The organism is Janthinobacterium tructae (assembly GCF_006517255.1).
Taxonomy (GTDB): domain Bacteria; phylum Pseudomonadota; class Gammaproteobacteria; order Burkholderiales; family Burkholderiaceae_D; genus Janthinobacterium; species Janthinobacterium tructae.
The window spans coordinates 72,197-97,869 of sequence record NZ_CP041185.1 but is presented as its reverse complement, the minus strand read 5'-3'; the positions used below and the strand labels follow the sequence as shown (position 1 = coordinate 97,869).

Below are 25,673 nucleotides of genomic sequence, written 5' to 3'. Positions count from 1 at the left end.
CATGCATCCTTTATTCGCCGAATTCATCGGCACCACCTTGCTCGTCCTGCTGGGCAATGGCGTGGTCGCCAACGTCATCCTGCAAAAAACCAAGGGCCACAACAGCGGCCTGATCGTGATCGCCATCGGCTGGGCGATGGCGGTCTTTGTCGCCGTGCTGTGCACCGCCACCGCCAGCGGCGGCCACCTCAATCCGGTGGTGACCGTGGCGCTGGCAGTGGTCGGGAAATTTCCCTGGGCAAATGTCCCCGCCTATGTCGCCATGCAGATGCTCGGTGGCATGATGGGGGCGTTTCTGGTATGGGTCATCTACTACAAGCACTTCGAGGCCACCTCCGATGGCGACACCAAACTGGCGGTCTTTTGCACCGGCCCGGCGATCCGTGGCACCTTCGGCAGCCTCGCTTCCGAAATGATCGCCACCTTCGTCCTCGTGTTTGCCGTGCTGAACATGGCGGCGCCGAGCTTCGGACTGGGCGCCATGAGTGCCTTGCCGGTCGCCCTGCTGGTGCTGGGCATCGGCGTGTCGCTCGGCGGCACCACCGGTTACGCGATGAGCCCGGCGCGCGACTTCGGTCCGCGCATCATGCACGCGATTCTGCCCATCCCGGGCAAGCGCGACAGCGATTGGCGCTATGCCTGGGTACCGGTCGTCGGCCCGCTGCTGGGCGCCGTCCTGGCGGCACTGCTGTACAACTATAAATCTTAATTCCACTACTCCCCCGCGTCTGCAGTACAGGACCGTCTTGCCATGCAGGACGGATGACAACGCACGGCCGACGCGGCGTGGAGCAGGCACTTTCACCAGGAGACACACATGGCAGCGAAAAAAATCTTGTTTTTGACCGGCGATTTTGCGGAAGATTATGAAATGATGGTGCCGTTCCAGGCATTGCAGATGGTCGGCCACACGGTGCATGCCGTCTGCCCGGGCAAGAAGAGCGGCGACAAGATCAAGACCGCGATTCACGACTTCGAGGGCGACCAGACCTATACCGAGAAGCCGGGGCATCTGTTTGCGCTCAATGCCAGCTTCGACGAAGTCGAGGTGGACAACTACGACGCCCTGATGATCACCGGTGGTCGCGCGCCGGAATATCTGCGCCTGAACCCGCGCGTGATCGAGATCGTGCGCCAATTCGCCGCCGCCGACAAACCGATCGCGGCCATCTGTCATGGCGCGCAAGTGCTGGTGGCCGCCGATGTCATCCGCGGAAAACGCATTGCGGCGTATCCCGCGTGCGCGCCGGAAGTGCGCCTGGCCGGCGGCGACTATGCCGACATTGCAGTGGACCAGGCAGTCACCGATGGCGGTTTCGTCACGGCGCCGGCATGGCCCGCGCATCCGCAATGGCTGGCGCAATTTCTGCAGCAACTGGGAACAGCCATCACGCTCTGATCCGTGACAAAGATTGGCCTCGCGCCCTTTCCGGACGCGGGGCCACCCGCAGCGCCGCCTTGAAAGCCGAACCATCATGCCCTTGAGTTCCCCCCGCTACAGAATCGGTCTGGCTGCAAACCGGGCGCATCAGGATGCCGCCGACTCGGCCCTGGTGCGCCTGTTCCAGGGTGGGCAGGCGGCGATCGAAAACCACCTGCAGCCGCAATTCGTCGTCGTGGGCAGAACCCTCGACGCCATCCTGAGCCACGGTTTGCTGCCGCACTACCCGTCGATCGAGCGCTTTCCATATGGCCGCGAAGGTGGCCTGATGATGCTCGTGTCGCGCGTCGTCGAGAGCGATCCGGCCAAGGCGCTGGACGCGGTGATTTACCTGATGGACCCGCTTGACCCGTCGTCCAATTTTCCCGAAGCGCTGGCCTTGAAACGTCAATGCGTCATCCATGGCAAACCATTCCTGTCGACCCTGGCCGGCGCCAGGGAGTGGCTCGAACTGGAAGCGGCGGCCGTTGGCGCGGCGCCCGATGCGACGCTCGATTCCACCTTTGACCTGGCCAATGAAAGCATCGCCCTGATTGCGCACGACGCGATGAAAGGCTGCATGCTGGCCTTGGCGGAGCGGCATTTCGCATTGCTGGACAGCTTCGCGATGCGCTGCGCCACCGGCACCACAGGCGGTTTGCTCAATCAGCTGGCGCAAAAGATCAAGGGAGAAAAGGCCGGCCGCAACTGGGTGCGACCTTTCCGCAGCGGCCCCCTGGGCGGCGATGCACAAATTGCCGAGCTGATTCTGAACCGCCAATGCCGCCGCGTGCTGTTTCTCGAAGACCCGCATGTGGCGCGCCAGCACGAGGCGGACATTCAACTGCTTGAACGCGCGGCGCGCACGGTCACCGACTACGCATCGTGCAGCAGCGATGTGAAAGGCGTGGAACGCTGGCTCAATTTGCTGGCCCTGCGCTGCAAGCGGGTGTCCTGAACGCCCGTGCGGAACGGAAGCGCTGGCATGTCAGCGATAACAATGAGCATGGCAAGGCCATGATGGTAGTGGCTTCTGTCTTGCCGAAGCTAATAAACAGGAGTACGCCAGCATGAACCGATCGAACACCGCATCCACCACCCCGAACCCGGCCTTGATCGCGGCGCTGCGTGCACGCTTGCCGGACGCGCGCGTCATCACCGATGAACTGCGCCGCCTGAGCTGGGGCAGCGACGCCAGTTTCTACCGCATGCTGCCCCAGGTGGTCGTCGTGGCGGAAGACGAGGCCGACGTGGCGCATGTGCTGCAGGTGGCGCGCCGGCATCAGATGCACCTGACCTTCCGCGCCGCCGGCACCAGCCTGTCCGGGCAAGCCGTGAGCGACGGCATCCTGGTGTTGCTGGGCGACGGCTTCGCGACCTATGCGCAGGACGACGGCGCGCTGAGCGTGCGACTGGGGCCGGGCATGATAGGCGCCGAAGTGAATCGCCGCCTGGCGCCGCTGGGCCGCAAGATCGGCCCCGATCCGGCCTCGATCGCCACCTGCAAGATCGGCGGCATCGCCGCCAACAATGCCTCGGGCATGTGCTGCGGCACCTCGCAAAACAGTTACCGCACCCTGCGCGCGATGCGCGTGATGCTGGCCGATGGCGCCCTCCTCGACAGCGCCGACCCGCTCAGTGTCGCCGCCTTTCAAGCCAGTCACGGCGCACTGCTGTCGACGCTGGCGCAGCTGGGCCGGGAAACGCGCGCAAACCTGGCGCTGGCGGCCCTGATCCGGCGCAAATACAAGATCAAGAACACGACCGGATACAGCCTGAACGCGCTGGTCGACTTCGACGATCCGATCGACATCCTGTGCCATCTGATGATAGGCTCGGAAGGCACGCTCGGCTTCATTTCCAGCATCACCTACGACACCGTGCCGGAACACCGGCACAAGGCCAGCGCGCTGGTTTTTTTCGCCGACATCGGCGGCGCCTGCGCCGCCGTGCTGGCGCTCAAGCCACTGGCCGTGTCAGCGGTGGAGTTGCTCGACCGCGCCGCGCTGCGCTCGGTCGAGAACAAGGCCGGCCTGCCGCCGATGCTGCGGCAACTGGACACCGGCGCGGCCGCCCTGCTGATCGAAGTACGCGGTGGCGACGAAGCGGCCCTGGAACGCGGCGTGGCGGCGGCACTGGCAGCGCTGCAAGCGTTTGACACGATAGAACCGGCGCGCTTTTCGGGCGACCCGGCGCAATGCGACATCTACTGGAACGTACGCAAGGGCATCTTCCCCAGCGTGGGGGCGATGCGCGCGACAGGCACCACCGTCATCATCGAAGATGTCGCCTTCCCGCTCGATTCGCTGGCCGCCGCGACGCTCGATTTGCAAGCCTTGTTGCGCCAGTACGCATACCACGAGGCGGTCATTTTCGGCCACGCGCTCGAAGGCAATCTGCACTTCGTATTCACGCAGGATTTCGGCCAGGCGCAGGAAGTGCAGCGCTACCGCCGCCTGATGGAGGCGCTGTGCGACCTGGTAGTGAACAAGTACCACGGCTCGCTGAAGGCCGAACATGGCACCGGACGCAATATGGCGCCTTTCGTCGAGCTGGAATGGGGCCGCGAGGCGACCGCCCTGATGTACCGCATCAAACAAAGCTTCGACCCGGCCGGCTTGCTCAATCCCGGCGTCATCCTCAACGACAATCCCACAGCCCATCTTGAGCATCTCAAGCCACTGCCGAGCGCGTCGGCATTGGTCGACAAATGCATAGAATGCGGCTTTTGCGAGCCGAAGTGTCCCTCGCATCAGCTCACGCTGTCGCCGCGCCAGCGCATCATCGCCTGGCGCGAAATGTCGCGGCGTGAACTGGCCGGCGAGGCCCCCGGCAAACTGGCCGAGGACTACGTGTACATGGGACTGGGCACCTGCGCCGGTTGCAGCCTGTGCGCCAGCGCCTGCCCGGTCGGCATCGATACCGGCGCCCTGGTGCGCGATTTGCGCGGCCGCCGGCACAGCGGCGCGGCGCGCCGTATCGGGCGCTGGAGCGGCGACCATTTCGGTGCCGTCGCCCTGCTCGCGCGGCTGGGATTGCGGCTTGGGCATGGCGCCGCCGGCATCGTCGGCGAACGGACGCTGGCCACGGTGTCGGGCGGTGCCTGGCGCCGCAGCATGCCGCGCGCCGCCGCCAAAGTGACGCAGCATGCTCCCGGCCCGGGCGAACCGGTGGTGTATTTCCCCAGTTGCGCCAGCCGCATCTTTGGACCGGATCAGGCCGGCGAAACGCCGCTGCCCGAGGTGATCCAGACATTGCTGCAGCGCGCCGGCTACGCGCCACGGCTACCGCGCGGCGTCGAACAACTGTGCTGCGGCCAGATGTTGGCCAGCAAGGGCATGACGGAACAAGCCGATGCCAGCGCCATGCGGCTGGAAGCGGCACTGGCCGAAGCCTCCGAAAACGGGCGCTATCGTATCGTCACCGATGCCAGCGCCTGCACCCTGCGCCTGCAACAAAAGATGGCCGGCCGCCTGAGCGTGTCCGATTTCCATGAATTTGCGCATGACGCCTTGCTGCCCAAGCTCAGCCTGGTCAAACAGGCTGGCCCGATTGCCTTGCATATCAATTGCTCGGTTCAAAAAAGCGGTTCAGACAAAAAACTGCGGGCCGTGATGAGCGCCTGTGCCGAACAGATCGTGCAGCCGGCCAGCGTGGGCTGCTGCGGTTTCGGCGGCGACCTGGGCTTCGCGGCGCCTGAACTGAACCGCCACGCGCTGCGCAAGATCGAGGCCGAGCTGCCGGCCGGCTGCGGCTGCGGCGTATCGACCAACCGCACTTGCGAGATCGGGCTCTCGTCCGAAACGGGCCGCCCGTATCGCTCGATCGCCTGGCTATTGGAACTGTGCAGCCGACCAGCGGGCCATGTATCACTGCCGGCATAAATCGACGACTGGCACAACGAGCTGGCACCGGCCTTGAACGCGGCCGGAGGCCCTGTTGCAAACCGCACGGAGGGGACTTCATGCCATAATCGGCGGCATGTCTTCTCCTCCTACTCCCCCTGAGCAGCCGGTATCTGACCAGTTCCGCGGCCAGTTTCGCGCCGAATATGCGCGGCGCATGAATGCCGTGCTCGATCATATCGACCGCCACCTCGACACGCCGCTGGACCTGGCACAACTGGCCGACGTCGCGCATTTTTCGCGCTTCCACTTTCACCGCGTGTTCGCCGCATGGATGGGCGAGACGCTGGGCGACTACGCGCGCCGCCGGCGCCTGGAAACGGCCGCCTTGCGGCTGGCCTGCCGCGCCGACGAAGCGATACTGGACATTGCCCTGGCGACGGGCTTCGGTTCCGGCGAAGCGTTTGCGCGCGCCTTCAAACTGAAATTCGGCTGTACCCCGACAGCCTGGCGCGCCGGCGTTGGCGCGAAAAACGCGTCCATGCTCACGGCCATGCGCCAGCGCCGGCAAGATAGCAATCCGGATCAGGCCATGCGCAATGCGGATCAGGAAAACGGGCCGAACTTCCAGCACCATGGGTACTCCAATCCATTTTACAGAGAGACTCCCATGCAAGTTACCATCCTCGACCTGCCGCCCGCCAGCGTGGCGTGCCAGCGCCATATCGGCCCCTACGGCCCCGCCATCGGCGCCTTCTGGCGCGACACCGTCGCGCCGTGGATGCAGTCGCACGGCCTGGCCGATGCCACCTGCTACGGCGTCGGCCATGACGATCCCAGCATCACGCCGCCGGACAAATGCCGCTACGACGCCTGCGTCGCCTTGCCAGATGGATTCCAGGCGGGTGGCCGGGCCAGCATCACCACCCTGCCCGGCGGGCGCTATGCGGTAACGCAGTTCAAAGGGCCGTCCAGCGCCATCGCCGAGACGTGGACGCGCATGACGCGCGAATGGCTGCCGGCCAGCGGCCTGCAGTGGGACGAGCGCCCCTGCTTCGAGCGCTTTTCCGCCGCCACGGCAATGGACCCGGCCACCGGCGAATTCTCTTGCGAGATCTGCATTCCCGTGCGGCCCCTGTAACAACAGCGTAGGTCGGATTAGCGGGGCCGCCGAGGCGCGCAAGCGCGTAATCCGACGCCACCAGGGACATGGCCAAGAATGTTGTCGGATTACGCTACGCTAATCCGACCTACGCGCAAGCAACTGTGCGACTTGCCCGACCCTGTCTGCGACCGTGCCGGACACATCGACATACGCGATCCCCCGCCGCGCCAGCTCGTCCCTGTACCACGCATGCTGGCGCGCGCGGAAATCGCCGTCGCGGCGCGTGCCATCCTGGATGAAGGGAAAGTCGGGCGCGCACAGCAGCACCAGGTCGTAACGATGTTCGGCCAGATGCGCCAGTTCCTGCTCGGCCCTGCCGAACATTTCGACGCAGTAAAAATACGTGGTCAGGGGCGAGGTATCGCAAAACAGCCAGCGCCGCGCCTGTGCGGCAGCGGCAGCTTCACGCTTGAGCTGTTCCCTGCCGATTTTCAGCAGATCGTCGTAGTGCAAAATGCCATCCTGGCTTTCCCACAGCTCGCGGCCATACTCGGCCACCCAGCCGGTATCGAAATGCACTGCCAGCGCGGCGGCCAGGGTCGTCTTGCCGCTCGATTCGCCCCCCAGCACGCACACCCGCGTGACAAAGTCGGCGCGCACGACGGGCGACAGGAAGGCGCTGTGGGCCTGCGGGTCTTGCCTGACCCGCGTTCCGGACACGGGCACCAGCGTTCTCGCCTGATCCACGCTGACATGCGCCACCGCGCCCATCGCGTACTGCCGTTCCAGCACCTGCGCAAAGCCGGGACCGTAATCCTCGCTGCTGAACACCGCATCGACGGGCAGCGCCAGCACCGTCCAGCACAGCCAACCCATGAAGTGGCGATGCGCGTCGCCCTCGTCGTCGTTGTGCGGCAGCGCACGCGCAGGCACGCCGCGCGCCGCGCACAGGGCGGCCAGGCGCGCATCGTCGAGCACGACGATATGGGCCTGCGGGAACTGCGCGCGCAGCCAGGTTTCCCGGCGCGCCGGTTCCAGGCCGGGAAATTCAGGCCTGGTGTAGCTGACCACCAGCAGTTCCTCGCACGCGTCCGTGGCGCGCTGTATCAATAATTCATGACCCAGGTGCAGCGGACAGAATTTGCCCACCACGAGGCCGCGTTTATAAAGGTTCATGCCACTGCTTCCCGCAAATCCGAGGTGTATTGAATGATCTTGTCTTCCGCCAGCAAAGTCTCGACCTTGATGGCGCCGAAAAAGGGCGCCATCAAGGTGCGCGCCCGGTCAGCCTGCGGCATGGCGCCCGGCGCCAGGCGCAGCACGACGCTGCCATCGCCATGCTGGTGCACGCCGTACAGGGCGATGGCCAGCGGCTTCAGGGCATGCGTGATGTCGATATTGTTGATCCATGTGCCCTTGACCGTGCGATAGCGCACGGGACTGCGGCCGGCCAGGCCCACCAGCACGGGACCGTGCGGGCCATGCACGAGCGAGGCGTAATCGCCCGTGCGGTAGCGCACCAGAGGCAGGCAAAAGTTAAAACCGCCCGTCACCGTGATTTCGCCGCGTGTCCCATCCGGCACGGGCTGGCCCGCACTATCGAGGATTTCCACATACAGCCGGTGCTGCAGCAGCACGTGGCCGCCCGCCTGCTCGTCGTAGACGGCCACGGGACCCACTTCATTGAGCGAATAGATGTCAAGCACGGGACAGCCGAAACGCTGTTCCAGGCGCGCGCGCATGCCGGGCAAGAGCATCATCGAGACCGACAGCAGCGCGGCCGGCTTGTGCGTCATGGGCAGGGTCAGCAGCTCGGCAAACGAGATGGGGTCGCCCGCGATCAGCTCGGGCGCCATGGCGTCGAGATAGCGCGCACGGTCTTCAGGTTGACGCCAGTCGTCCGGATGCAGATTGATCTTCGCCAGGCCCGATTCGTCCATCGTCGGCGTGACGGAGACATAGGTGAAGCAGCGGCGCTGGTGCCCCAGCAACATGACGCCCACCTGGCCCGCGCCATGGCGCAGGGTGACGCCGAAGCGGCGCAGCGCGCGCTTGTGGAAAGCCAGGTAGCGCCCCGCCACCAATGGATGCGAGGCGATCAGCAGCGGGTGGCCCGTGGTGCCCGTGGTCTGGAAATTAATCATGCGCGCCAGATCCGCCTCGTCGGGCACGAAGGCGGCGATATCGTGCGCCAGCTCGGCGCGGCTGATGGGCGCCACGTCCGCCAGGCGAGAAGGCGGCGAACCGCAGGCGCGGTAGTACGGCACCGTGGCGTAAGTCGCCTTGAGAAAATCGAGCAGCCAGGATGGCGGCGCGGCCGCGCTCCAAGCGACTACCGCCTGCATGACTTCCTGCTCATAGGCGCGCAGCGCTTCGACCTCCCCGGCCAGCAGCTTGTTGCCGCTGCGGTTGCGGTACTGGGGCGCGCAAGGATGGCCGCGCAGTTTTTCCAGCATGCGCGCGCCCGCCGGCGTCAGGGTGGGACAGTAGTCGCGGTCAGATTCCCAGGCGCCGCCCGGCAGATTGACGTCAGGTTTGCCAGCGAGCGTCATTCGCGCGACCACTTGTCGGCCGATTCCTCGGCCGCCTTTTTCGCCAGCGCCTCGCGGATTTCGCGCGCGCGTTGCTCGGCCAGGCGGCTCGCTTCGAGCAGGCGGCGGCGCTCCGTGCCGCTGATGGCGGACAACCTGTCCGTGGACTGCGCCACGCTTTCGTCGCGCGGCCGAAAGCCCAGGCGCGCCAGCACGATGCGCGCCAGTTCCTCGCGCCGCTCGGGGTCTTGCGTGAACTGGTGGGCGGGCGTACTGGCGGCCAGTTCGCGCGCCGCCTCGCCCAGCACCTGCAGCAAGGCGGGTTGCGGCAGCTGCTGCCCGATGAACCAGTCGTCGGCCAGCAGCCAGCACAGGATCATGGCCAGCGCCAGCCGGTTGCGGTCCGCCTTCACCTGCGCGCCGATAAAACCCTGCAAGGACGCGGCCGGCGCACGGGCGCCATGCAGCAGCAAAATGTCGTTGACCAGCGCGGCAACGGCCACCGCCTGCGCGTTGGCGACACCGGCGATGCGCGGCTCGGCGAGGAATTCGACGGGGGTGTCGGCCAGGCGGTGGGTCAGGGTTTCGAGGTGGGGTCCGGGAGTCTGCATGTCATGGTTGTATATAGTGGCGCCGGCTGAACGCGCGCGCAAAGTCCAGCAAGTCCTCGTAGCGCTCGACGGCGTGGATATCCCAGCCCTGCTCGCGGCGTGCGCGCTTTAAATCGTCATAGGTTTGCTGCAGCCACTTGTTGGCCGCCGCGCCATCCCAGTCGCGCTCGAGGTTCAAGGCCATGGTGCCGCCCGCGCCGCCCTGGGCCAGCGCCTTGGCGGAAACATCCCAGCCGCTGTTGCCCAGTTCATCGTTGTCGAACATGGTGGTGATGCCATCGTCGGAAATCATCAAAATGTGCGCGGGCCGTTCGCGTTTGGCAGCATACGTCTGGCGCAGGCGGTGGATGGGAAAGCAGGTGCCGCCGCCAAAGAATTCCGTCAGCACGCCGAGGATCATGTCTTCATCGCGCACAAAACCTGGCGTCTGCATTACCTCGTTCTTGCCGCTCCACAGGGTCACTTGCACTTTCGCGCCGGCGCGCAGGGCGGACAAGGCGATGACGGCGCCGGCCAGGGTCAGGAACGAGGTGTGCGCCTGCGGGTTCGGCATGGAGCCGGAACTGTCCACATACATGTCCAGGTCGACGGGCACGGCGTCGATGGCACGCGCCGGCTCGCGGCCATATACGCGGCGCACGGTGGTCACGCCCGGCACAGGGCGCGGCGACTGCATCACGGACTGGAGCCAGTCGATGTCTGCCAAAGGATCGCCGATCTCCCACGCTTCCAGCCCTTCCATCTGCGGCTCCTGCGATTCGGGCGCGGGGCGGCTGGGAAACGCCACCAGGTGCGGCAAGGCCCGCTCGCGGTAGTAGCGGATGGCGATTTCATGGTCGCTCAGGTTCACGCCCGAGGCCTTCAGAATGTCACCCAGCTCGAACGGTTCGCGCAGTTGCCCTCCCCCCGATCTGGCAGCCGCCTCGGCCGGCGGCTCCTCGCCATCGAGGCCGGAAATGCGCTTGTCGTGCACGGGATGGATGGCGCCGCCCTCCTCGTCATCCTCGATCTGCTGCGCGCCATAGGTCTGGCAGCCACGGGCCGCGTCGCGCGTGTCGAGCAGGTAGCGACTCGGGTTCAGAGCGTCCGTATCCTCGACCAGGTAAGGCAGCAGCAAGGTGGCGAAACGGCCCGCCGCCAGCATCCAGTCATTCGCATACACGCGTATCAGGCGCGCGCCCAGCCAGGCGTCCGTGTCCAGGCGCTCATCCACATTGGCGCCACCCAGCTCGCCCTTCTCCAGCTGCCACAGGTTTTCATAGATGCGCATGTACAGGGTCCATACGCCGCCGCTGGCCTTGTTCTTGGCGTCAGCTTGCGCCGTGCGCCCCTGCTGCAGCTTGCGGTAGATATCGGCCATGCGCAAATTCGCCTGGCGCTGCAAACGGTCGTTGATGAACAGGTCCGTGTACAGGTTGGCCACCATGGGCGCGTGCTGCTCCAGGGTCGGCAAGGCGCGGCGCATGCGCGCCAGCAGGCGGAACTGGTCGCTCGCGCTGCCCGGCGCGAGGATGTGGTGGCCGATTTCATGCGCGAGGATTTCCAGCGCATAGTCGTCCAGCCCCAGTTCCGTCACCAGCGGCAGGTCCACCACCACGCTCTGGTCCAGCAGGCGGATCATGGCGAAGCTGCCGGACAAGCCCTGCTTGCTGGCCTCGACATGGCTGGCGCACAGGCTGGGGTCGCGCAGGCGCGTAAATTTGCTCCACACGGCCAGCGCCTCGGGCCAGGCGGCGCGCCAGGCCTCGATCAAGGTGGTGTCGGCAGCGTTCTTCATGCGAGCGGCAGCAGGCGGATCACGTGCGTCCACGGCGACGTGATGGCCAGCGTGTGCGCATTCGCGGCAAGCGCAATGTCGCCGGCCGGCAGGTCGAGCGCGATGCTGCGCGCGCCAAGATGCACGGTCGCGCCATCGAGGCGCACGGACGATGGCGTGCCCGTTTGCGCCTGCTCGAACTCCTGCGCCGTGGCGCTGTGCAGCACGGCGCCATAGGCATCGGCTACCAGCAGGTAATGGCGCTCGCCGCTGCACACGACAAAGCCGTCGACCGTGGCGCGCACCTGCGGCGGCGTACCGAAGTCACCGCCCAGGCCCGTAAAGGAACCGAACTCCCTGCCCTCGGCATTGCCGCGCCAGGGATAGTCCAGCAACTGCGCACGCACCTGCGGCCATTGCGCACCGGGCTCGCCAAAGGCGGCCAGCGCCAGCGCGGGCGGCAAAGTGTCGGCGGCGGCCAGCGCGCCCTGGCGGAAATGCGCGACACCGGCGCGCCAGGCCAGCACCTGACCCACGGCGCGCAGCTGCGCCAGCGTGACGATCTGCGCTGCCAGGGCAGCCAGCTCGCGCTGCCACTGCGCGGGCCGCGCACCGGCCACGGAGGCTATGTGGATGGCGGCGTTGCTGAGCATGCCCAGTACCTCGACGGGGGCCATCGCCAGCAGCGGAGAAAACCGCGGCGCGAGTTCGCGCCAGACGGTATTGACGAAAGGGTTTTTCGCGGCCGGACCGGCCAGGCCGTGGCCCACCAGCTCCAGGGCCATGTCGTAGGCGGCCAGGGTCGCGCTGCCCACGCGCTCGGGCGCAGCGGCGGCCACGGCTACCACCAGCGGATCGACGCCATCGTGCAAAAAGGCGCCGAAGGCGGCCATGTCGAGCGAGGGAAAGCGCCGGCGCGCTTCCACCGCGCGCGCATTGAACTGGGCGCGGCCGCTGGCGAGTATCGAGGCAAAGGCGGGAGAAATCATCGCCACTCCTCAGTCGCTGTGCGAAAAGTGCAGCAGATAGCGTTCATCCCCCAGTTCGAACGCGATCTCGTCCCAATGAATCGCATACCAGAAACCGGAGGGCGGCGTCATCGTCACGGCGTGCAGGGAAAATCCGCCCAGCGCATCGTCGAGCGACGCCAGGAACGCGGCCACCAGCTGCGCGCGGAAGCGCCCGGGTGGCGCCACCTGCATGTGCCGCGACGAGAAAAACCAGCGCTGGCATACTTGTTCCAGGTGCGCGCGCCCGCACGGCGCCGCACGGAGGTGCCACAAGGCCGCCGGCAAGTCGCGTGCGGGTTCGATGACGTTCAGGGCATAATCTTCGACGCGCAAGCCCAGCGCCGTGGCGAGATCGGGCGCATCGGGCAGGCGCTGCAACTCGTAGCTCGCACACAGGTCGCTCGCTTCACTATTGAGTAGCGCCAGCGCTTCCAGGACGCCTTGACAATGCAGGACACTCATTGCGAACGCAGCCAGCTGCGGTAATTCGTATAGCGCTGATGCAGGTATTTGAGTTTCAGCAAATCGTCGTACAGGGGGCCATACAGTTTTCTGCCCTTCGTGCGTTCGCCGATCAGCTTTTCAATGCGGTTCAGGCGCGCCAGGGTCTCGCGCTCGCTGACGCCATCGAGGCCCAGGTCGAATTCGGCCGACAGCACGCCCACCGGGTCATCGCGGTCCAGGTCCAGGCGGTTGAATTCATCGTTCGACAAATCGAACAAACGGCGCAGCCAGCCCAGTCTGTCGCTGCGGTAGGCGGCGTTTTCCGGCAGCGCGAAGAATGGCGCGTCCGGGTCCGGCTGCAGCTTGTTATGCAGGACGAAGGGCAGCACCTGGCGCAAGTCTTCCAGCTCCACGTCACCGTTACCGCGAAAATACGCCATGGCCTTGGCATAGATCATGAGCGCCATCAGGGTGCGCACGGAAATGCCATTCAGGGTCTGGCAACCGAGGTCTTTCAGGCGGTCGCGCCCATTATCGGCCGCCTGCGCGGCGCCCCGGTCGGCACCGGCCAAACGGGCCGTATCCTTGGTCATGTATTCGAACTGGCCGCCGGCCGTCTCGAACAGCTCGAACTGGCTGGCAAAAAACTCCAGGCGCCGGCGCACCGCGTCCGGTATGCCTACCTGGCGGATCGCCTCGCCTATTTGATCCACCTCGCCTTCCGTGAAGATGATATCGGGCGGCACCAGCTCTTCGGGGCGCACGTTTTCTTCCACGCGCAGCAGCAGCTCATTCAAAAAGCGCGGATTGAAGGCCAGCGCCTGCACGGTCACGTCGACCCGGTCGCGCAGCGCCTCGATCACCTGATAGGTACCGCCGCCCTGGTCGTCGTTGGCCGTCAGATACCAGGCCGCTTCCGGGCACTCGTAAATGTGGTTCAGCACTTCAGCGTAATTGTCGCCCATGACGGTCAGCAACGCGCTTTGCGTGCGCGTGGGGATGCGGTTGTATTCATCGACGATTTTCACGCGCATGCCCAGCCAGGCGCGCCAGGCGATGCGGATATCGTCCATGCTTTGCGCGTTGACCAGGTCCGCCGGCAGCGGATTGCCGAGCAAATCGGCCACCGTCATTTGCGGGTGGCCGTGCTGCATGGCGCGCTTGACTTCCTTGACGGTGGAGCCGGCCAACACGCCCATCAGCAAGGCGCTGGCCGTCTTGCCCCGTCCCGGCCCGCCGACAAACAGGCATTTGCGGCGCGTGGCGAACGTCAGCAGCGGCAGCAAGATAAAACTGGAATAGCTTTGCGCCGACGGCAGATTCAGGGTGCGGCGGCTGTCGCCCACGGAGTAGGTCTGCGACGGGCCATCGTTGTACTCGATATCGTAATGGGGGCTGATGATGGCGTGGTTAACGATCCAGAAATACGCCTGGCGCAGCTTTTCATCGAACGGCCGCGCTTGCGCCTCGCCTTCTGCGCCCAGCGCGATGGGTCCCTGGTACAAATCCGCCACGTCGAACTGCCGCGCGGCGGGAGCGGCCTTGGGCTTGGTGGGGGCTTGGGACAGGCGCTGGAACAAATTAAAGGCTGACATAATGTACAGACAACGTGAGGGAAATGAAATTATTGCATATCGTTCCCATTACGCCTTGTTCAAATCGACAATGGTTTCGTCCAGCTTGCGCCAGCGCCACCAGCCCAGCGCCACGCAGGCCAGCAGCAAGGCCAGCAAGCCTGCCACTTCATGGCGGATTTCATGCAGCGACGCGCCCATCTGATTGAGCGCGACAAAACCCTGGATGCCGGCCGTGGACGGCAGCAGCCAGCGCAACCATTGCAGCACGATGGGCATGGACGAGACAGGCCAAGTCAGGCCCGCCAGGAACAGAATCGGCATCGAGGTGGCGATCATCAGCTGCGTGCCCCGTTCGCGCGTGCGGAACAGCATGCCCAGCAGCATGCCGAAGGCCGCTTCCGCCAGGGAAAACAGCACCAGCAGCAAGAGCATGCCGCCAAAGTTGCCGCCACGGGGGTAATCCTGGAACCAGAAGACGAAACCGAAGAAATAGCAGCAGTTCAGGAACGCCACGCAGGCAAAGGCCAGCAGCATGCCCGCATAGCCGCCCGCCGTGCGCTGACCCGCTATCGGAAAGCTCTTGCGCTGATACCAGGTGCCGAACAACATGGTCATGCCGATCAGCAAGGTCTGCTGCACGATCAAGGTCGCCACGCCCGGCACGACATACGCGCCATAGCCTTCCTTGACGTTAAACAAGGGCACGGCGTCAAACGCGATGGGCGAGCGCTGCTGGCTGGCCTGCACGGCCGACGGCGTGCCCGCGCCCAGACGCTTGAGCTCGATCCCTGCCGACACGGTGCCCACCACTTCGGCCAGGCCATTCAGGGCCACCTTGTTCAGCATCAAATACAAGCCATTGCCCGCCACTTGCGCATGGGCGGCGCGGCCGGCCAGCACGTCCGTCTGCAAGCCGTCGGGCAGGATCAAGACGCCCATGACCTGGTCGCGCCACAATAAATCTTGCGCGACGGGCAAGTCCGGCGTGACGGCCACGACTTGCAACGAAGGATGGGCCATGGCGAAGCGCGTCAACTGGCGCGACATGGCGCTGCGGTCCTGGTCGACGACCGCCACGGGCACGCGCTGGACGATTTCCGTCGAGTACGGCAGCGGATAGAAAAACGAATAGATGATGCCGCCGATGAACAGCAAGGTCAGCGCGCCCTTGTCCGTCAGCATGGCGCGCCAGGTGGCGAGAAAGGCGGGCCAGCAACTGTTCATGCGCGCCCCCATGCCGCAGGCGCATTCGCGCGGCGCGCCAGCAGGAATACACCCACGGCGCCGCAGCCGGCGGCAAAGCCAGCCAAAATGAGCATTTCCTGCACGCCATAGCGCCATGGCGCGCCGGCAAGCCAGTATTTCGTTTGCAGTTGCAGATAATGCGTGAGCGGCAAGGCTTCCGCCCAGGCGCGCGCCGGCGCCGGCATGGCCATCAAGGGAAAGGCCTGGCCCGCAAACGCGAAGGCCGGCGCCGTGATGAAGGCCGCGCCCGACAGGGCCAGGCGCAGCGACAGGGTGGCGGCGATCAGCAGGGTGGCCAGGCCACAGTAAGCGAGCACCAGCAGCAACATACTCAGCAGCAAGGCCGGCAAACTGCCCGCCACGGCCCAGTCCCGCACCAGGCTGAAGAACAGCAAGTACAGCAGCGCCAGCGCACAATAGGCGATGAGGGGAAACAGCAGCTTGGCGCCGACGGCACGCAGCCAGCTGCCATTGGCCGAGGCCAGCCATTGGGGCACCGTGCCGTCGCGCAATTCACGCCCGATGCTCGTGACGACGGCGACGACGATGAAAATCTGCAGCATGGCCGGCATCAGGGCCAGGGTCAGAAACGCTTCATAGCTGGTGTTTTCATTGTATAGACTGTTCAGTGTCGTACGGATCGGTTCGAACTGGGCCGCCGCCTGCACGCCCGACATGCCCTTTTTCACCCGCGCCGTCATCTCGATGCCGGCCGACAAGGTCGTGCTGACCGTGCGCACATCGCGCAGCAAGGCGCCCGCGTGCGAGGAAAACTGCGCGTTGTACAGCCATTGCACAGTGGCTTGGCGGCCGCCCAGCAGTTTCTGTTCGAAATCGTTCGGAATGACCAGATAGCCAAACGCCGTGCGTTCGCGCAAGCGGTGCAGGGCTTCGTCGCTGGACGCCACTTTCGCCGCCACGGCAATGCCGGGCGAAGCGTCGAGCCAGCGCGTCAGCTGGCGCGACAGGGTGGAGTTGTCGTTATCGATGACGACGATGGGCATGTCGCGCGCGATGCCGGCGGAAAACACCAGCCACAACAGGCCGCACAGCACGACAGGAATCCAGCTGAGCATGCCCAGATCCCAAAAATCGCCGCGCAGCCGCGCCCACTCGCGCGCCAGCGTAGAAACCGGCCCTTTATCCGCTTCGCTCATCGCGTATCAGAGCGGTGGAAACACGACCGACATGCCCGGACGCAAGCCATCGACCTTGATGGCCGGGCGCAGACGGATTTCAAACGTGCGCAAATCCGTGCCGCCCGGACGGGCCGCGCGCCACGTGGCAAAATCGGGCAGCACGGCCACCGAGCTGACCTTGAAGCTCACTTGCTGTTTCAGCGCCGGCACGTTGGCCGTATGCGTGCTGCCCATGCCAAACGCCGCCATTTCATCTTCGCGCACCTGCAGCACGGCCCAGGCATCGTCGAGGTTAACCAGAGTAATCACGGGGAAACCTTGCGGCGCCAGTTCGCCGGGCTGTATCTGGATCTTGCTGACCTGGCCCGCCACCGGCGCGGCGATCTTCGTTTCGGCCAGGGCGATCTGCGCTTCCGTCAGCACGGCGCCCACCTGGCGCGCCTGGGCGGCGGCGGCCGTCTTGTCTTCCGGACGGGCGCCTTTTTGCGCCATGTCGTATTGCGCGCGGGCCGCCTGCGCCAACTGGTCGGCGGCGCGCCATTGCGCTTGCGCCTCGTCACGTTTCTGCTGGGCGATCACGCCTTGCTCGTACATATTGTTGACGCGGGTGTAGGTAGTCTTGGCGATGGTCGCCCCCGTTTGCGCCCGTTCCCAATTGGCTTTCGCCGCGGCGACTTCTTCCGGACGCGCCCCCGCTTGCGCCTTTTGCGCCACGGCATCGGCTGCCTGAGTGGCGGCCGTCGCTTGCGCGATCTTCGCATCCACTTCCGGGCTCGTCAGCTGAAACAGCAGCTCACCTTTCGGCACCGTCTGGCCCAGCTTGACGTACAGCTCGCCCACCCTGCCCGGCACTTTCGACGAGACATTGACTTCCTGCGCATCCATCTGCCCCTGCAAAGGCAGGCGCTGCGGCTGGAATGCCTGGTACAAGCCCCAGCCGACGAAGCCCAGGATAACGATGCCGGCGACTATGGCCAATGGTTTTTTGGAGGTACTCATTATTTGCTGTCCACAGGTAATTGGATATCGGCCGCCGCGGCCAGGCTGCCCAGGCGCTGCGTCTCGCCCGTCGCTTCCAGCAATTGCGCCAGCCCCATCACATAGTTATAGGCGGTCTGCGCGCGCTGGGTCTCGACCTTGGCCAGGTTCAGGCGCGCATCGACCACTTCCAGCGACGTCACCTGCCCTTGCTGGAAGGCCACCGTTTGCAAACGGATATTTTCGCGTGCCAGTTCCACCGACGAGGCTGTGGACAGATACTGGATACGGGCGTTTTCCAGCGCGCGCCAGTTCTTCTCGATCAGGGTGGGAATGTCGCGCTCGGCCTGGCGCGCCACCACTTCCACGCGCTCCTGGTCGAGCTTGGCGGCGGCGATCATCTTGCCCGTATTGATGCGGTGCACCAGCGGCACGGACACGACCAGGCCGATGGCCCAGTTCGACCGCACGAGCTTTTCGCTGCCGCGATTCAAATTGTAATTACCGATGGCAAAGACGGTGGGCGCATATTCCTTGCCATGCAGCTTCAAGGCTTGCTCGGCCTGCACGCGCTTGCTGTCGATCTTTTTCCAGTTCGCATTTTCGCGCATGCCCGTGCTGATGAACGATTGCAAGGTGCCGACCGGCAAGCTGTTAACGAACAGCGGCGTGCTGGGCAGCACTTGCGAGTTGACGGCAAGCAAGCGGTCGAGCGCCACTTGTGCGATTTCCTCGTCGCTGCGCGCCTGCGCTTCCTCGCTGCGGGCGCTGTCCAGGGCCACGTCGGCGCGCAGGCGTTCCGCGCGCGAAATCAGGCCGCCCTTTTCCAGCTTGGCCGCGTCGCGCTGGTGCTGCGTCACGCCGGCCGTCACTTCGGCCCGCACGGCCACCACGCGTTTAGCCAGCAGCAACTGGAAATAGCGCTGCGCCACCAGGGTGGCCAGCTGTTCTTCCGCTTCCGTGTGCTCGGCCTGTGCGGCCAGGGTCAGGCTGGAAGCGAGGCCCTTGACGGCATCGAGGCGCCCGCCCGTGTAGATGGGCCACATGCCCAGCAAACCGAACGAGGTCAGGTCCGTCACCACTTCACGGTTCAGGGAATTGGGAATGTGCGGCGTGGGCAAACCGGGAATCGGCGGCAGCACGGATTCGATACCGCCCACCACGCCGGACAAGCCGCTCGTATCGATGCTCAAATCGGTCGACAAGCGGCCGCGAAACGCCGTCAAGTCCACGGACGGGCCGTCGATATTCGACAAGGCTTCGGCCTTCAGTGTTTTTGCGCGCACGTCGAGCGCGGCGCCCTGCACGGCGCCCGAAGCCTTGGCCGCTTGCTGCAGCGCTTCGTTGAATGTCAGCGGTTCCGCCAGGGCGGGCATGGCCGCGCCCAGCGTGCTCGCCAGCAATAATGATAAGTGTCCTTGCAATCTGCCCATGGAGCGTCCAGTCAATGAATGAGGGGAAAGCACGGGGTTGCCATGTTTATACTTTCACAATAGCAATTATATCCACGGATGTCCATTCCAGGCTGCACTGTTGGTTACTGGCGCTGGCATGCAAAAACGGGCGCCTCTTGCGGGGCGCCCGTTTTACTCAGACTAAGCGGCTAGCGGCTTACTTCTTCGCTTTCTTGCCGCCCTTTTCCTTTTCAAACACGGCAAAGAACTCGGACGCCATGTTGCGGATGGCGCGGCCGATGTTGGCGTAGTCGTATTCGTTCAGGTTGGCCAGCGACACGCGGCCGGACGGATGCGTGGTGCCGAAGCCGCGGCCCGGCAACAGGATGACGCCCGTTTCCTCGGCCAGGCGGAACAAGGCTTCGTTCGGTTTGAGTTTTTTCAGCAGCCACTGCGAAAACTCCACGCCATGCATCTGCGCGGCCAAAGACTCCATGTCCAGCAGGTGGTAGTAGCGCACGGAATTGGCGTCGTGCACCATCGGCAAGCCCAGTTCGCGGTACAGCGCTTCCTTGCGGCGCAGCACGATGCGCTTCATCGACTGCTTGTACTTTTGCTCTTCATCCATCAGCGAGAACAGCGAGAACAGGGTCATCTGCGCCTGCACGGGCGTGGACAGGCCGGCCGTGTGGTTCAGCGCCACCGTGCGGCTGTCGGCCACCAGGCGGTCGATGAATTTCAGCTGGCGCGGCTCCGTGGTGATCGAGTGATAGCGCGCATCGAGCTGCTTCTTGATGGTTTCCGGCAACTTGGCAATCTTGTCGTCGAGCACATTGTTTTCATGCGTGGCCACCACGCCCATGCGCCAGCCCGTCGCGCCGAAGTATTTCGAGAACGAATACACGAGGATGGTGTTGAACGGGCAAATGGCGAACAGCGAGACGAAATTGTCGGCAAAAGTGCCATACACGTCATCGGTGAGGATGATCAGGTCCGGGCGCTTCTTGATGATCTTGGCGATGTATTCCAGGGTCTCGTCATCGATCTTGACGGAAGGCGGATTGCTGGGGTTGACGAGGAAGAAAGCTTTGACTTTCGGGTCCAGCAGCTTGTCCAGCTCCTTCTTGGTGAATTGCCAATTGTTCGATTGCGGCGCATCGATGTGCACGGTGTTCAGCTTGTAGTCATTGAGCTGGGGAATCTCGATGTACGGCGTGAAGATCGGCATGCCCAGCGCGATGGTGTCGCCTTCCTGGATGATGTGGTTCGATTTCAGACTGGAGAACAGATACGTCATGGCCGCCGTGCCGCCTTCGACGGCGTACATGTCGAAATTGCCGATGAACGGATGGTCGCCGATCATTTCGCGGTGGATATACTGGCCGACGATTTTCTCGGACAGGCGCAGCATGCGGTCAGGCACGGGATAGTTGCAGCCTAGAATCGCTTCGCACATTTCATAGATGAAGTCGCCCGCGCTCAGGCCCAGTTGGTCGCGCACATACGACACGGCCGCCTCGATGAAATGCGCGCCCGGGTTGCCTTCGTGTTTACGCACGAAAATTTCAAAGCGCGCCTCGATGCCCTCGCGCGTGGGAAAGCCGCCCACGTCATCCATGTAGACATACGAGCGCTCCGCTTCCGTCATGGCGAACTGGCCGAACTGGAAGAAGCCGTGGCGTGGCGTAGTGGCCAGGAAATTCGGGTTGCCGCGGCCCGCGTTCAGCATCAGGCGGTTGCTTTGCTTGGCCGTCTGGATCAGCGCATCCTTCAGTTCGAAGGGGCTCAACAGGGCGAGTTTGGCGGGGTTACTGAAATCCATTTTTGCTACTCCTTATCAGACTGATAATTTTGAGGGTTCTTGCAAAGGTTCTTGCACATACAGCAGACTCAGACGAAGGCCACAATCAGCGGCCCCAGCAAGGTCAGGAAAACGTTGGCCAAGGCATACGTGATGGCAAACGGTACGGTGGGAATCGAGTTTTGCGCCGCGTTCAACACTTCGCCGAAGGCGGGATTGGCGCTGCGCGAGCCGGACAAGGCGCCCGCAAAGATGGCCACGTTGTCATAGCGCAAGATGTACCGGCCGATCAGCATGGTCAAGATCATCGGCAAGATGGTCACCACCACGCCCACGCCAAACAGGGTCAGGCCGTGTTCGCGCACGGTTTGCACGGCTTGCAGGCCGGACGTGAGGCCGACGACGGCAACAAAACCGGCCAGGCCCAGGTCTTTCAGGATTTGCACGGCGCCGCTGGGCATGTAGCCAAAGGTCTGGCGCTTGGCGCGGAACCAGCCGAATACCAGGCCCGACAGCAGCACGCCGCCGCCGCTGCCCAGTGTCAGCGGAATCGAGCCGATGCGCGCCACCAGCAAGCCCACCAGCAGGCCGACGACGAGGCCGGCGCCCATGTAGACGAAGTCCGTCTTGGCGCTCGGCACGATCATGTAACCCACTTCAGCTGCCACGCGCTTGACGTCTTGCTCGGCGCCATAAATGGTCACCACGTCGCCCGTCTGCACCACGGTTTCCGATTGCATGGGCAAGATCTTGCCCATGCGGCTCAGCTGCACGACAAAGATGCCGTGACGTACGCCGGGCGCTGTCGCGCTGCGGATCTCGCCCACCGTCTTGTTGTGGTAAGCCTTGTTGGTCAGCACCATGTCGCGACGCTGCATCACCAGTTCCATGCCTTCGACGGCCAGCAATTCCTTGCCCAGCTGGGAAGAGACGCTGAGCATGGCTTCGCGCCGGCCCACCAGCAGCACGATATCGTCGGCCGCCAGCACCAGGTCCGGGCTGACGTCGATGATCTGGCCATTGCGTTTCACGCGCTCGATGGTGATGGCCGTGTTCGGATGGGCGCTTTCGATCTCCGCCACCGAGCGCCCGGCACCGGGGCCCACATCGTAGATGCGGCCGATCAGGTCAGGCGCGGCCGGCGTCTGGCCAGGTCCCAGCACCTGCACGCCCGCCTGCAGCGCCGTTTCCGCCTTGATCGCATCTTCGCGGATGGTGCGACCCATGAGTTTCGGCAAGATATTGACGCAGACGATGATGGCCCCAAACGAGCCGAACACGTACGTCACGGCATAGCCGACGGCCACGTTGCCCTGCAGGCGCGCCACCTCGTCGGCCGCCAGGCCCAGCTTGGTGATCGCATCGCCGGCAGTGCCGATGATGGCCGATTGCGTCAAGCCGCCCGCCGCCACGCCGGCCGCCAGGCCCTTGTCCAGGCCAAAGACCTTGGCCATGATGACCACCGTCAGCAGCGCCGTCACGGCCAGCACGACCGCCAGGATGATTTCGCGCACCGACTGGCGTCCCAGGGAATTGAAGAACTGCGGCCCGCTTTCGTAGCCGACCGCGTAAATGAACAGGGCGAACAGTACCGACTTGACGCCGGGATCGATGGCCACGCCTACCTGGCTGACGAGTACCGCCACCAGCAGTGAACCGGCGACCCCGCCCAGCTGAAACGAGCCGAACTTGATCTTGCCGATGTAGTAACCCACTGCCAGGGAGAGAAACAAGGCAATTTCGGGCGACTTCTTGAATAACTCATGCAACCATTCCATACAGACCGCCTTTCGTGTTGAAGGAATTCTTTACTGCGTGTGCTCTTGCGTGCTTCACGCGTGGACGGAGCCGGCAAGGGCCACGATGAGCGGCCCCAGCAGAGGCAGCACCACGTTCGAGATCGCATACGTGATCGTGTAGCCCAGCAAGGGCGTCGAGTTGCCGGCCGCGTTCTGCACAGCCGACAGGGCCGGCGTGCTGCACTGCTGGCCGGCGATGGCGCCCAGCAGCACGGGCGCTTCCAGCTTGAGGAAAAAGTGGCCTACCAGCAACGACAGCGAGGCGGGAACGACGGCGATGAGCACGCCCATCAGCGGCAGCGACAGGCCGTACTGACGGATCAAGTCGATCGCCTGCGGGCCCGACGCCAGCCCCACGCAGGCGATGAAGGTGGCCAGGCCGATATCCTTCATCATGTCGAGCGCGCTGGAGGGGATGCCCTGCATGCCCGGCTTGCGCGCCTGGTACCAGCCAAACACCAGACCCGTCAGCAAGGCACCGCCGCCCGTGCCCAGCGAAAACGGGATGCCGCCCAGTCTGGCGGTAAAGCCGCCGATATACACACCGAGCACGATGCCGATGCTGGCGTAGACGATATTGCTGCGGTCCCCGGTGGGTACGCGCTTGCCGATGGCGGCCAGCGCCGTGGTCAGCTCGCGCCCGTCCTTCGTGCCATACAGGCGCAGCACGTCGTCGCGCTGCAGGGCCAGGTCCGGCAGGGGCGGCATGCTGTGCTCGCCACGCACGACGGCCGCCACATGCACGCCGGAGGGCAAGGCCAGCTGGCGCAGGGGCTGGCCCACGAGGGCCGCCTGCTGCAGCACCACTTCGACGGCCGAGACGGCCATGTTCAAGCCTGTCGTGTCGGCAAATTCTTCGCCCAGGACGGCTTCGGCCGCCACCAGCGCGGGACGGTGGCCGATCACCAGCACTTCATCGTTGGCGCGCAGGCGCAGTGCCGGTTCCAGGGTCAGCACCTTGCCGTGCCGGCGCACGCGCGTGATGCTGGCGCGGCCCGCAAAAATGTGCTGCAAGGCATCGAGGCGGCGTCCTGCACCGCGGCTGATGCGGTAGGCGCGGCCCACCATTTCCGGCGTGGCCTGCACCCCGTCGCCTTCGGCCTGCGCGCCGCCCATCTTTTCCCACAGCTTGTCCGCTTCCTCGCGCAGGTTGACCCGCAACAACAGCGGGAAAATCTGGCTGGTGACGATGACGATGGCGATCAGGCCGAAAATATAGGTGATGGAATACGCGGTGACCACGTTGGCTTGCAGCTCGGCGATGCGCGCCGCCGGCAGCGCCAGTTTCGAGATGGCATCCGTAGCCGTGCCGACGACGGCCGATTCCGTCGCCGCACCCGCCATCATGCCGGCCGCCGTGCCCTGGTCCAGGCCCAGGAAACGCGTGGCCAGCAGCACCAGCGCCAGTACCACCACCACTTCGATCAGGCAGAGTATGCCCAAGCGCAAGCCTTTGGCATTCAGGTTGGCAAAGAACTGGGGACCGCCCGCATAGCCGAGGGCAAAGATGAACAGCATGAAGAAGACATTTTTGACGCTGGCGTCCAGGGTGATGCCCAGCTGGCCGATCAGCAGCGCGGCGATCAGGGTGCCGCACACACCGCCCAGCTGGATGGGACCGAAGCGTATCTGCCCTAGCGCATAGCCCAGGGCCAACGCCAGGAACAAGGCCAGTTCTGGCACCTGGTGCAATACCGACGCGATCGAATCGAGCATGAGCAAACCTTCGAAAAGAGACGGTTGGTTACCCGTTCTCGGGCTGGCAGGCGCTGGCGGATGAACGGGCGTACAGGAGTCCACGCAGCACCGGCCCTGAAGGCCCGTACCGGGGAAATGTTGTTACGAGGAATCATGTTCGGTGAAAATTTTACAAGTGTCAACAGGTGTTCTATTGAACTAGCCTTGCGTTTCATCAAACATCCTGCGCACGATTGAAGCGGTAGTTTGACACCGATCAACAAAACCACTAGTAATGATTTGGACGATACCAAAGTGCCTTGCGCGCCAGCGGCGTCTCTTCCGGCAAGTCGGGATTGGCGAGTTCCAGCGTGTAGCGATGGGCCAGCTTCAGGCCATCTGCGAGACGGCCAAAATGCTGCTGGAACAGCTGCGCGAAACTGCCATCGGCGAGCATGCTTTCCAGTCCGATTTCAATATGGCGTGCCAGTTCCGGCCGCTGCTTGCCAACAAAAAAGTACAGCGCGGCCGGGTAGCGGATGACCAGGTGGGTGTCTAGCGCCAGCGGCAATTGCGCGTGGCTGGCCAGCTCGCTTTGCGCCTCGATCACGGAACGGGGAAAGTAATCGATGCGCCCTGCCGCCAGTTGCCGGAACAGGCCTTCGTAGGTGCTCGAGGTGTCGAGCCGCAAGCCATTCGCTTGCAGGATGGCGGAGTCGGGCCAGTCGCGCATCTGGCCGGCAGACAGCCGCGCCAGGGCGGCGATGCTGCGCACAGCGCGCAGCAACTGCGGCTGACGCGCCTGGATCAGGGCCACGCGCCAGCCGATCAGGCCACGGTCGATGGGGATGCGCACCGGCAGCAATTGCGTTTCGCGCTCTCGGCTCGTCATGGCCCATACGACATCGACGCTGCCCGACGCGGTGGCTATTTCCTGCATGGCGCGCGTCTGCACCATGCGCAATTCGGAACGGCGCAACGCATACGCCTGGCCCGAACGCGCCAGCGCCAGTTGCAGCAAAGCCGTCACATAGCCTTGCTGCGGATCATTGAATGCCTGATGGCGCGGATACACGAGCGGCAGCGGCGGCGACGTGCTGGCGGCGGCCGCGCCCAACGGCCACAGGGCGGCAAGTTTGAGCAGGGGGCGGCGTTGCATGGCCCTCCTTTCCAGCGCTTTCATAGCGTTCTTAACAGAATGACAGTATCGCGCAGCAGAGCACGCTTGTCGACTGGAATAGGGCAACTGTGTATCAAGCGACAGCTGTTTCAGGCTGACCAGGAGCGGTTGAAATTAATCCAGATCAATAAAACCGCAAATAGAAAATAAATCTTGCGTGC

The 25,673-nt window shown here is 64.4% G+C and carries 20 protein-coding genes; 5 read left to right on the top strand and 15 right to left on the bottom strand.

What is annotated here, in order from left to right; genetic code table 11:
- Position 1: 1 nt before the first annotated feature.
- The 5 genes from FJQ89_RS00435 to FJQ89_RS00415 all read left to right on the top strand — a co-directional run bounded on the left by FJQ89_RS00435 (position 2) and on the right by FJQ89_RS00415 (position 6,406).
- A complete protein-coding gene (locus tag FJQ89_RS00435) occupies positions 2-709 on the top strand; it encodes an MIP/aquaporin family protein (RefSeq protein WP_099759773.1) in 708 nt (235 codons plus the stop codon).
- A 108-nt stretch (positions 710-817) separates the two neighbouring features.
- Positions 818-1,399: a DJ-1/PfpI family protein gene (locus tag FJQ89_RS00430; RefSeq protein WP_141168596.1), complete on the top strand. Its 582-nt coding sequence runs from the start codon at positions 818-820 to the stop codon at positions 1,397-1,399.
- A gap of 76 nt (positions 1,400-1,475) precedes the next feature.
- Positions 1,476-2,378: a methylglyoxal synthase gene (locus FJQ89_RS00425; RefSeq protein ID WP_141168595.1), complete on the top strand. Its 903-nt coding sequence runs from the start codon at positions 1,476-1,478 to the stop codon at positions 2,376-2,378.
- Positions 2,379-2,490: 112 nt separating this feature from the next.
- On the top strand, positions 2,491-5,304 hold the full coding sequence (locus tag FJQ89_RS00420; protein ID WP_141168594.1) for an FAD-binding and (Fe-S)-binding domain-containing protein: 2,814 nt from the start codon (positions 2,491-2,493) through the stop codon (positions 5,302-5,304).
- Positions 5,305-5,401: 97 nt separating this feature from the next.
- Positions 5,402-6,406, top strand: coding sequence for an AraC family transcriptional regulator (locus FJQ89_RS00415; protein WP_205704542.1), 1,005 nt, complete (start codon positions 5,402-5,404; stop codon positions 6,404-6,406).
- Between the two features lie 99 nt (positions 6,407-6,505).
- Here FJQ89_RS00415 and FJQ89_RS00410 read toward each other — a convergent pair whose 3' ends face one another.
- From FJQ89_RS00410 to FJQ89_RS00340, 15 genes are all read right to left on the bottom strand, one after another.
- Positions 6,506-7,546, bottom strand: coding sequence for an AAA family ATPase (locus FJQ89_RS00410; protein WP_141168593.1), 1,041 nt, complete (start codon positions 7,544-7,546; stop codon positions 6,506-6,508).
- Positions 7,543-8,922 carry a phenylacetate--CoA ligase family protein gene (locus FJQ89_RS00405; RefSeq protein WP_141168592.1) on the bottom strand — a complete coding sequence of 460 codons (1,380 nt, stop codon included), beginning with the start codon at positions 8,920-8,922 and terminating at the stop codon, positions 7,543-7,545. The genes FJQ89_RS00410 and FJQ89_RS00405 overlap by 4 nt, the downstream gene beginning before the upstream one ends.
- Positions 8,919-9,512: a hypothetical protein gene (locus FJQ89_RS00400; RefSeq protein WP_141168591.1), complete on the bottom strand. Its 594-nt coding sequence runs from the start codon at positions 9,510-9,512 to the stop codon at positions 8,919-8,921. The genes FJQ89_RS00405 and FJQ89_RS00400 overlap by 4 nt, the downstream gene beginning before the upstream one ends.
- 1 nt (position 9,513) lies before the next feature.
- Positions 9,514-11,289, bottom strand: coding sequence for a vWA domain-containing protein (locus FJQ89_RS00395; protein WP_141168590.1), 1,776 nt, complete (start codon positions 11,287-11,289; stop codon positions 9,514-9,516).
- A complete protein-coding gene (locus FJQ89_RS00390; RefSeq protein WP_141168589.1) occupies positions 11,286-12,257 on the bottom strand; it encodes a hypothetical protein in 972 nt (323 codons plus the stop codon). The genes FJQ89_RS00395 and FJQ89_RS00390 overlap by 4 nt, the downstream gene beginning before the upstream one ends.
- Positions 12,258-12,266: 9 nt before the next feature.
- The gene (locus FJQ89_RS00385) at positions 12,267-12,740 is read right to left on the bottom strand and encodes a hypothetical protein (RefSeq protein WP_141168588.1); all 474 of its coding nucleotides are present in this window, start codon (positions 12,738-12,740) and stop codon (positions 12,267-12,269) included.
- Entirely contained in the window at positions 12,737-14,317 is a 1,581-nt protein-coding gene (locus FJQ89_RS00380; RefSeq protein ID WP_141168587.1) for an AAA family ATPase, read from the bottom strand. Before FJQ89_RS00380 ends, FJQ89_RS00385 begins: the two co-directional genes overlap by 4 nt.
- A 48-nt stretch (positions 14,318-14,365) precedes the next feature.
- Positions 14,366-15,523 carry an ABC transporter permease gene (locus FJQ89_RS00375; protein ID WP_141168586.1) on the bottom strand — a complete coding sequence of 386 codons (1,158 nt, stop codon included), beginning with the start codon at positions 15,521-15,523 and terminating at the stop codon, positions 14,366-14,368.
- Complete coding sequence (locus FJQ89_RS00370) at positions 15,520-16,701, bottom strand: ABC transporter permease (protein WP_141168585.1); 1,182 nt, start codon at positions 16,699-16,701, stop codon at positions 15,520-15,522. Before FJQ89_RS00370 ends, FJQ89_RS00375 begins: the two co-directional genes overlap by 4 nt.
- A gap of 6 nt (positions 16,702-16,707) precedes the next feature.
- Positions 16,708-17,682 carry an HlyD family secretion protein gene (locus tag FJQ89_RS00365; protein WP_141168584.1) on the bottom strand — a complete coding sequence of 325 codons (975 nt, stop codon included), beginning with the start codon at positions 17,680-17,682 and terminating at the stop codon, positions 16,708-16,710.
- On the bottom strand, positions 17,682-19,094 hold the full coding sequence (locus tag FJQ89_RS00360) for a TolC family protein (RefSeq protein ID WP_243136322.1): 1,413 nt from the start codon (positions 19,092-19,094) through the stop codon (positions 17,682-17,684). The genes FJQ89_RS00365 and FJQ89_RS00360 overlap by 1 nt, the downstream gene beginning before the upstream one ends.
- Before the next feature lie 178 nt (positions 19,095-19,272).
- Positions 19,273-20,877: a bifunctional aspartate transaminase/aspartate 4-decarboxylase gene (locus FJQ89_RS00355; RefSeq protein ID WP_141168583.1), complete on the bottom strand. Its 1,605-nt coding sequence runs from the start codon at positions 20,875-20,877 to the stop codon at positions 19,273-19,275.
- 68 nt (positions 20,878-20,945) lie between these two features.
- Positions 20,946-22,634, bottom strand: a complete 1,689-nt coding sequence (gene aspT, locus FJQ89_RS00350; RefSeq protein WP_141168582.1) for an aspartate-alanine antiporter — start codon at positions 22,632-22,634, stop codon at positions 20,946-20,948.
- A 54-nt stretch (positions 22,635-22,688) separates the two neighbouring features.
- Positions 22,689-24,371: an aspartate-alanine antiporter gene (gene aspT, locus FJQ89_RS00345; RefSeq protein WP_141168581.1), complete on the bottom strand. Its 1,683-nt coding sequence runs from the start codon at positions 24,369-24,371 to the stop codon at positions 22,689-22,691.
- 250 nt (positions 24,372-24,621) lie between these two features.
- Entirely contained in the window at positions 24,622-25,491 is an 870-nt protein-coding gene (locus FJQ89_RS00340) for a substrate-binding periplasmic protein (RefSeq protein WP_141168580.1), read from the bottom strand.
- Positions 25,492-25,673: the final 182 nt, after the last annotated feature.

Coding starts and splice junctions, on each gene's coding strand:
- FJQ89_RS00435 (WP_099759773.1), top strand. CDS start 2: ATGCATCCTTTATTCGCCGAATTCATCGGCACCACCTTGCTCGTCCTG.
- FJQ89_RS00430 (WP_141168596.1), top strand. CDS start 818: ATGGCAGCGAAAAAAATCTTGTTTTTGACCGGCGATTTTGCGGAAGAT.
- FJQ89_RS00425 (WP_141168595.1), top strand. CDS start 1,476: ATGCCCTTGAGTTCCCCCCGCTACAGAATCGGTCTGGCTGCAAACCGG.
- FJQ89_RS00420 (WP_141168594.1), top strand. CDS start 2,491: ATGAACCGATCGAACACCGCATCCACCACCCCGAACCCGGCCTTGATC.
- FJQ89_RS00415 (WP_205704542.1), top strand. CDS start 5,402: ATGTCTTCTCCTCCTACTCCCCCTGAGCAGCCGGTATCTGACCAGTTC.
- FJQ89_RS00410 (WP_141168593.1), bottom strand. CDS start 7,546: ATGAACCTTTATAAACGCGGCCTCGTGGTGGGCAAATTCTGTCCGCTG.
- FJQ89_RS00405 (WP_141168592.1), bottom strand. CDS start 8,922: ATGACGCTCGCTGGCAAACCTGACGTCAATCTGCCGGGCGGCGCCTGG.
- FJQ89_RS00400 (WP_141168591.1), bottom strand. CDS start 9,512: ATGCAGACTCCCGGACCCCACCTCGAAACCCTGACCCACCGCCTGGCC.
- FJQ89_RS00395 (WP_141168590.1), bottom strand. CDS start 11,289: ATGAAGAACGCTGCCGACACCACCTTGATCGAGGCCTGGCGCGCCGCC.
- FJQ89_RS00390 (WP_141168589.1), bottom strand. CDS start 12,257: ATGATTTCTCCCGCCTTTGCCTCGATACTCGCCAGCGGCCGCGCCCAG.
- FJQ89_RS00385 (WP_141168588.1), bottom strand. CDS start 12,740: ATGAGTGTCCTGCATTGTCAAGGCGTCCTGGAAGCGCTGGCGCTACTC.
- FJQ89_RS00380 (WP_141168587.1), bottom strand. CDS start 14,317: ATGTCAGCCTTTAATTTGTTCCAGCGCCTGTCCCAAGCCCCCACCAAG.
- FJQ89_RS00375 (WP_141168586.1), bottom strand. CDS start 15,523: ATGAACAGTTGCTGGCCCGCCTTTCTCGCCACCTGGCGCGCCATGCTG.
- FJQ89_RS00370 (WP_141168585.1), bottom strand. CDS start 16,701: ATGAGCGAAGCGGATAAAGGGCCGGTTTCTACGCTGGCGCGCGAGTGG.
- FJQ89_RS00365 (WP_141168584.1), bottom strand. CDS start 17,682: ATGAGTACCTCCAAAAAACCATTGGCCATAGTCGCCGGCATCGTTATC.
- FJQ89_RS00360 (WP_243136322.1), bottom strand. CDS start 19,094: ATGGGCAGATTGCAAGGACACTTATCATTATTGCTGGCGAGCACGCTG.
- FJQ89_RS00355 (WP_141168583.1), bottom strand. CDS start 20,877: ATGGATTTCAGTAACCCCGCCAAACTCGCCCTGTTGAGCCCCTTCGAA.
- aspT (WP_141168582.1), bottom strand. CDS start 22,634: ATGGAATGGTTGCATGAGTTATTCAAGAAGTCGCCCGAAATTGCCTTG.
- aspT (WP_141168581.1), bottom strand. CDS start 24,371: ATGCTCGATTCGATCGCGTCGGTATTGCACCAGGTGCCAGAACTGGCC.
- FJQ89_RS00340 (WP_141168580.1), bottom strand. CDS start 25,491: ATGCAACGCCGCCCCCTGCTCAAACTTGCCGCCCTGTGGCCGTTGGGC.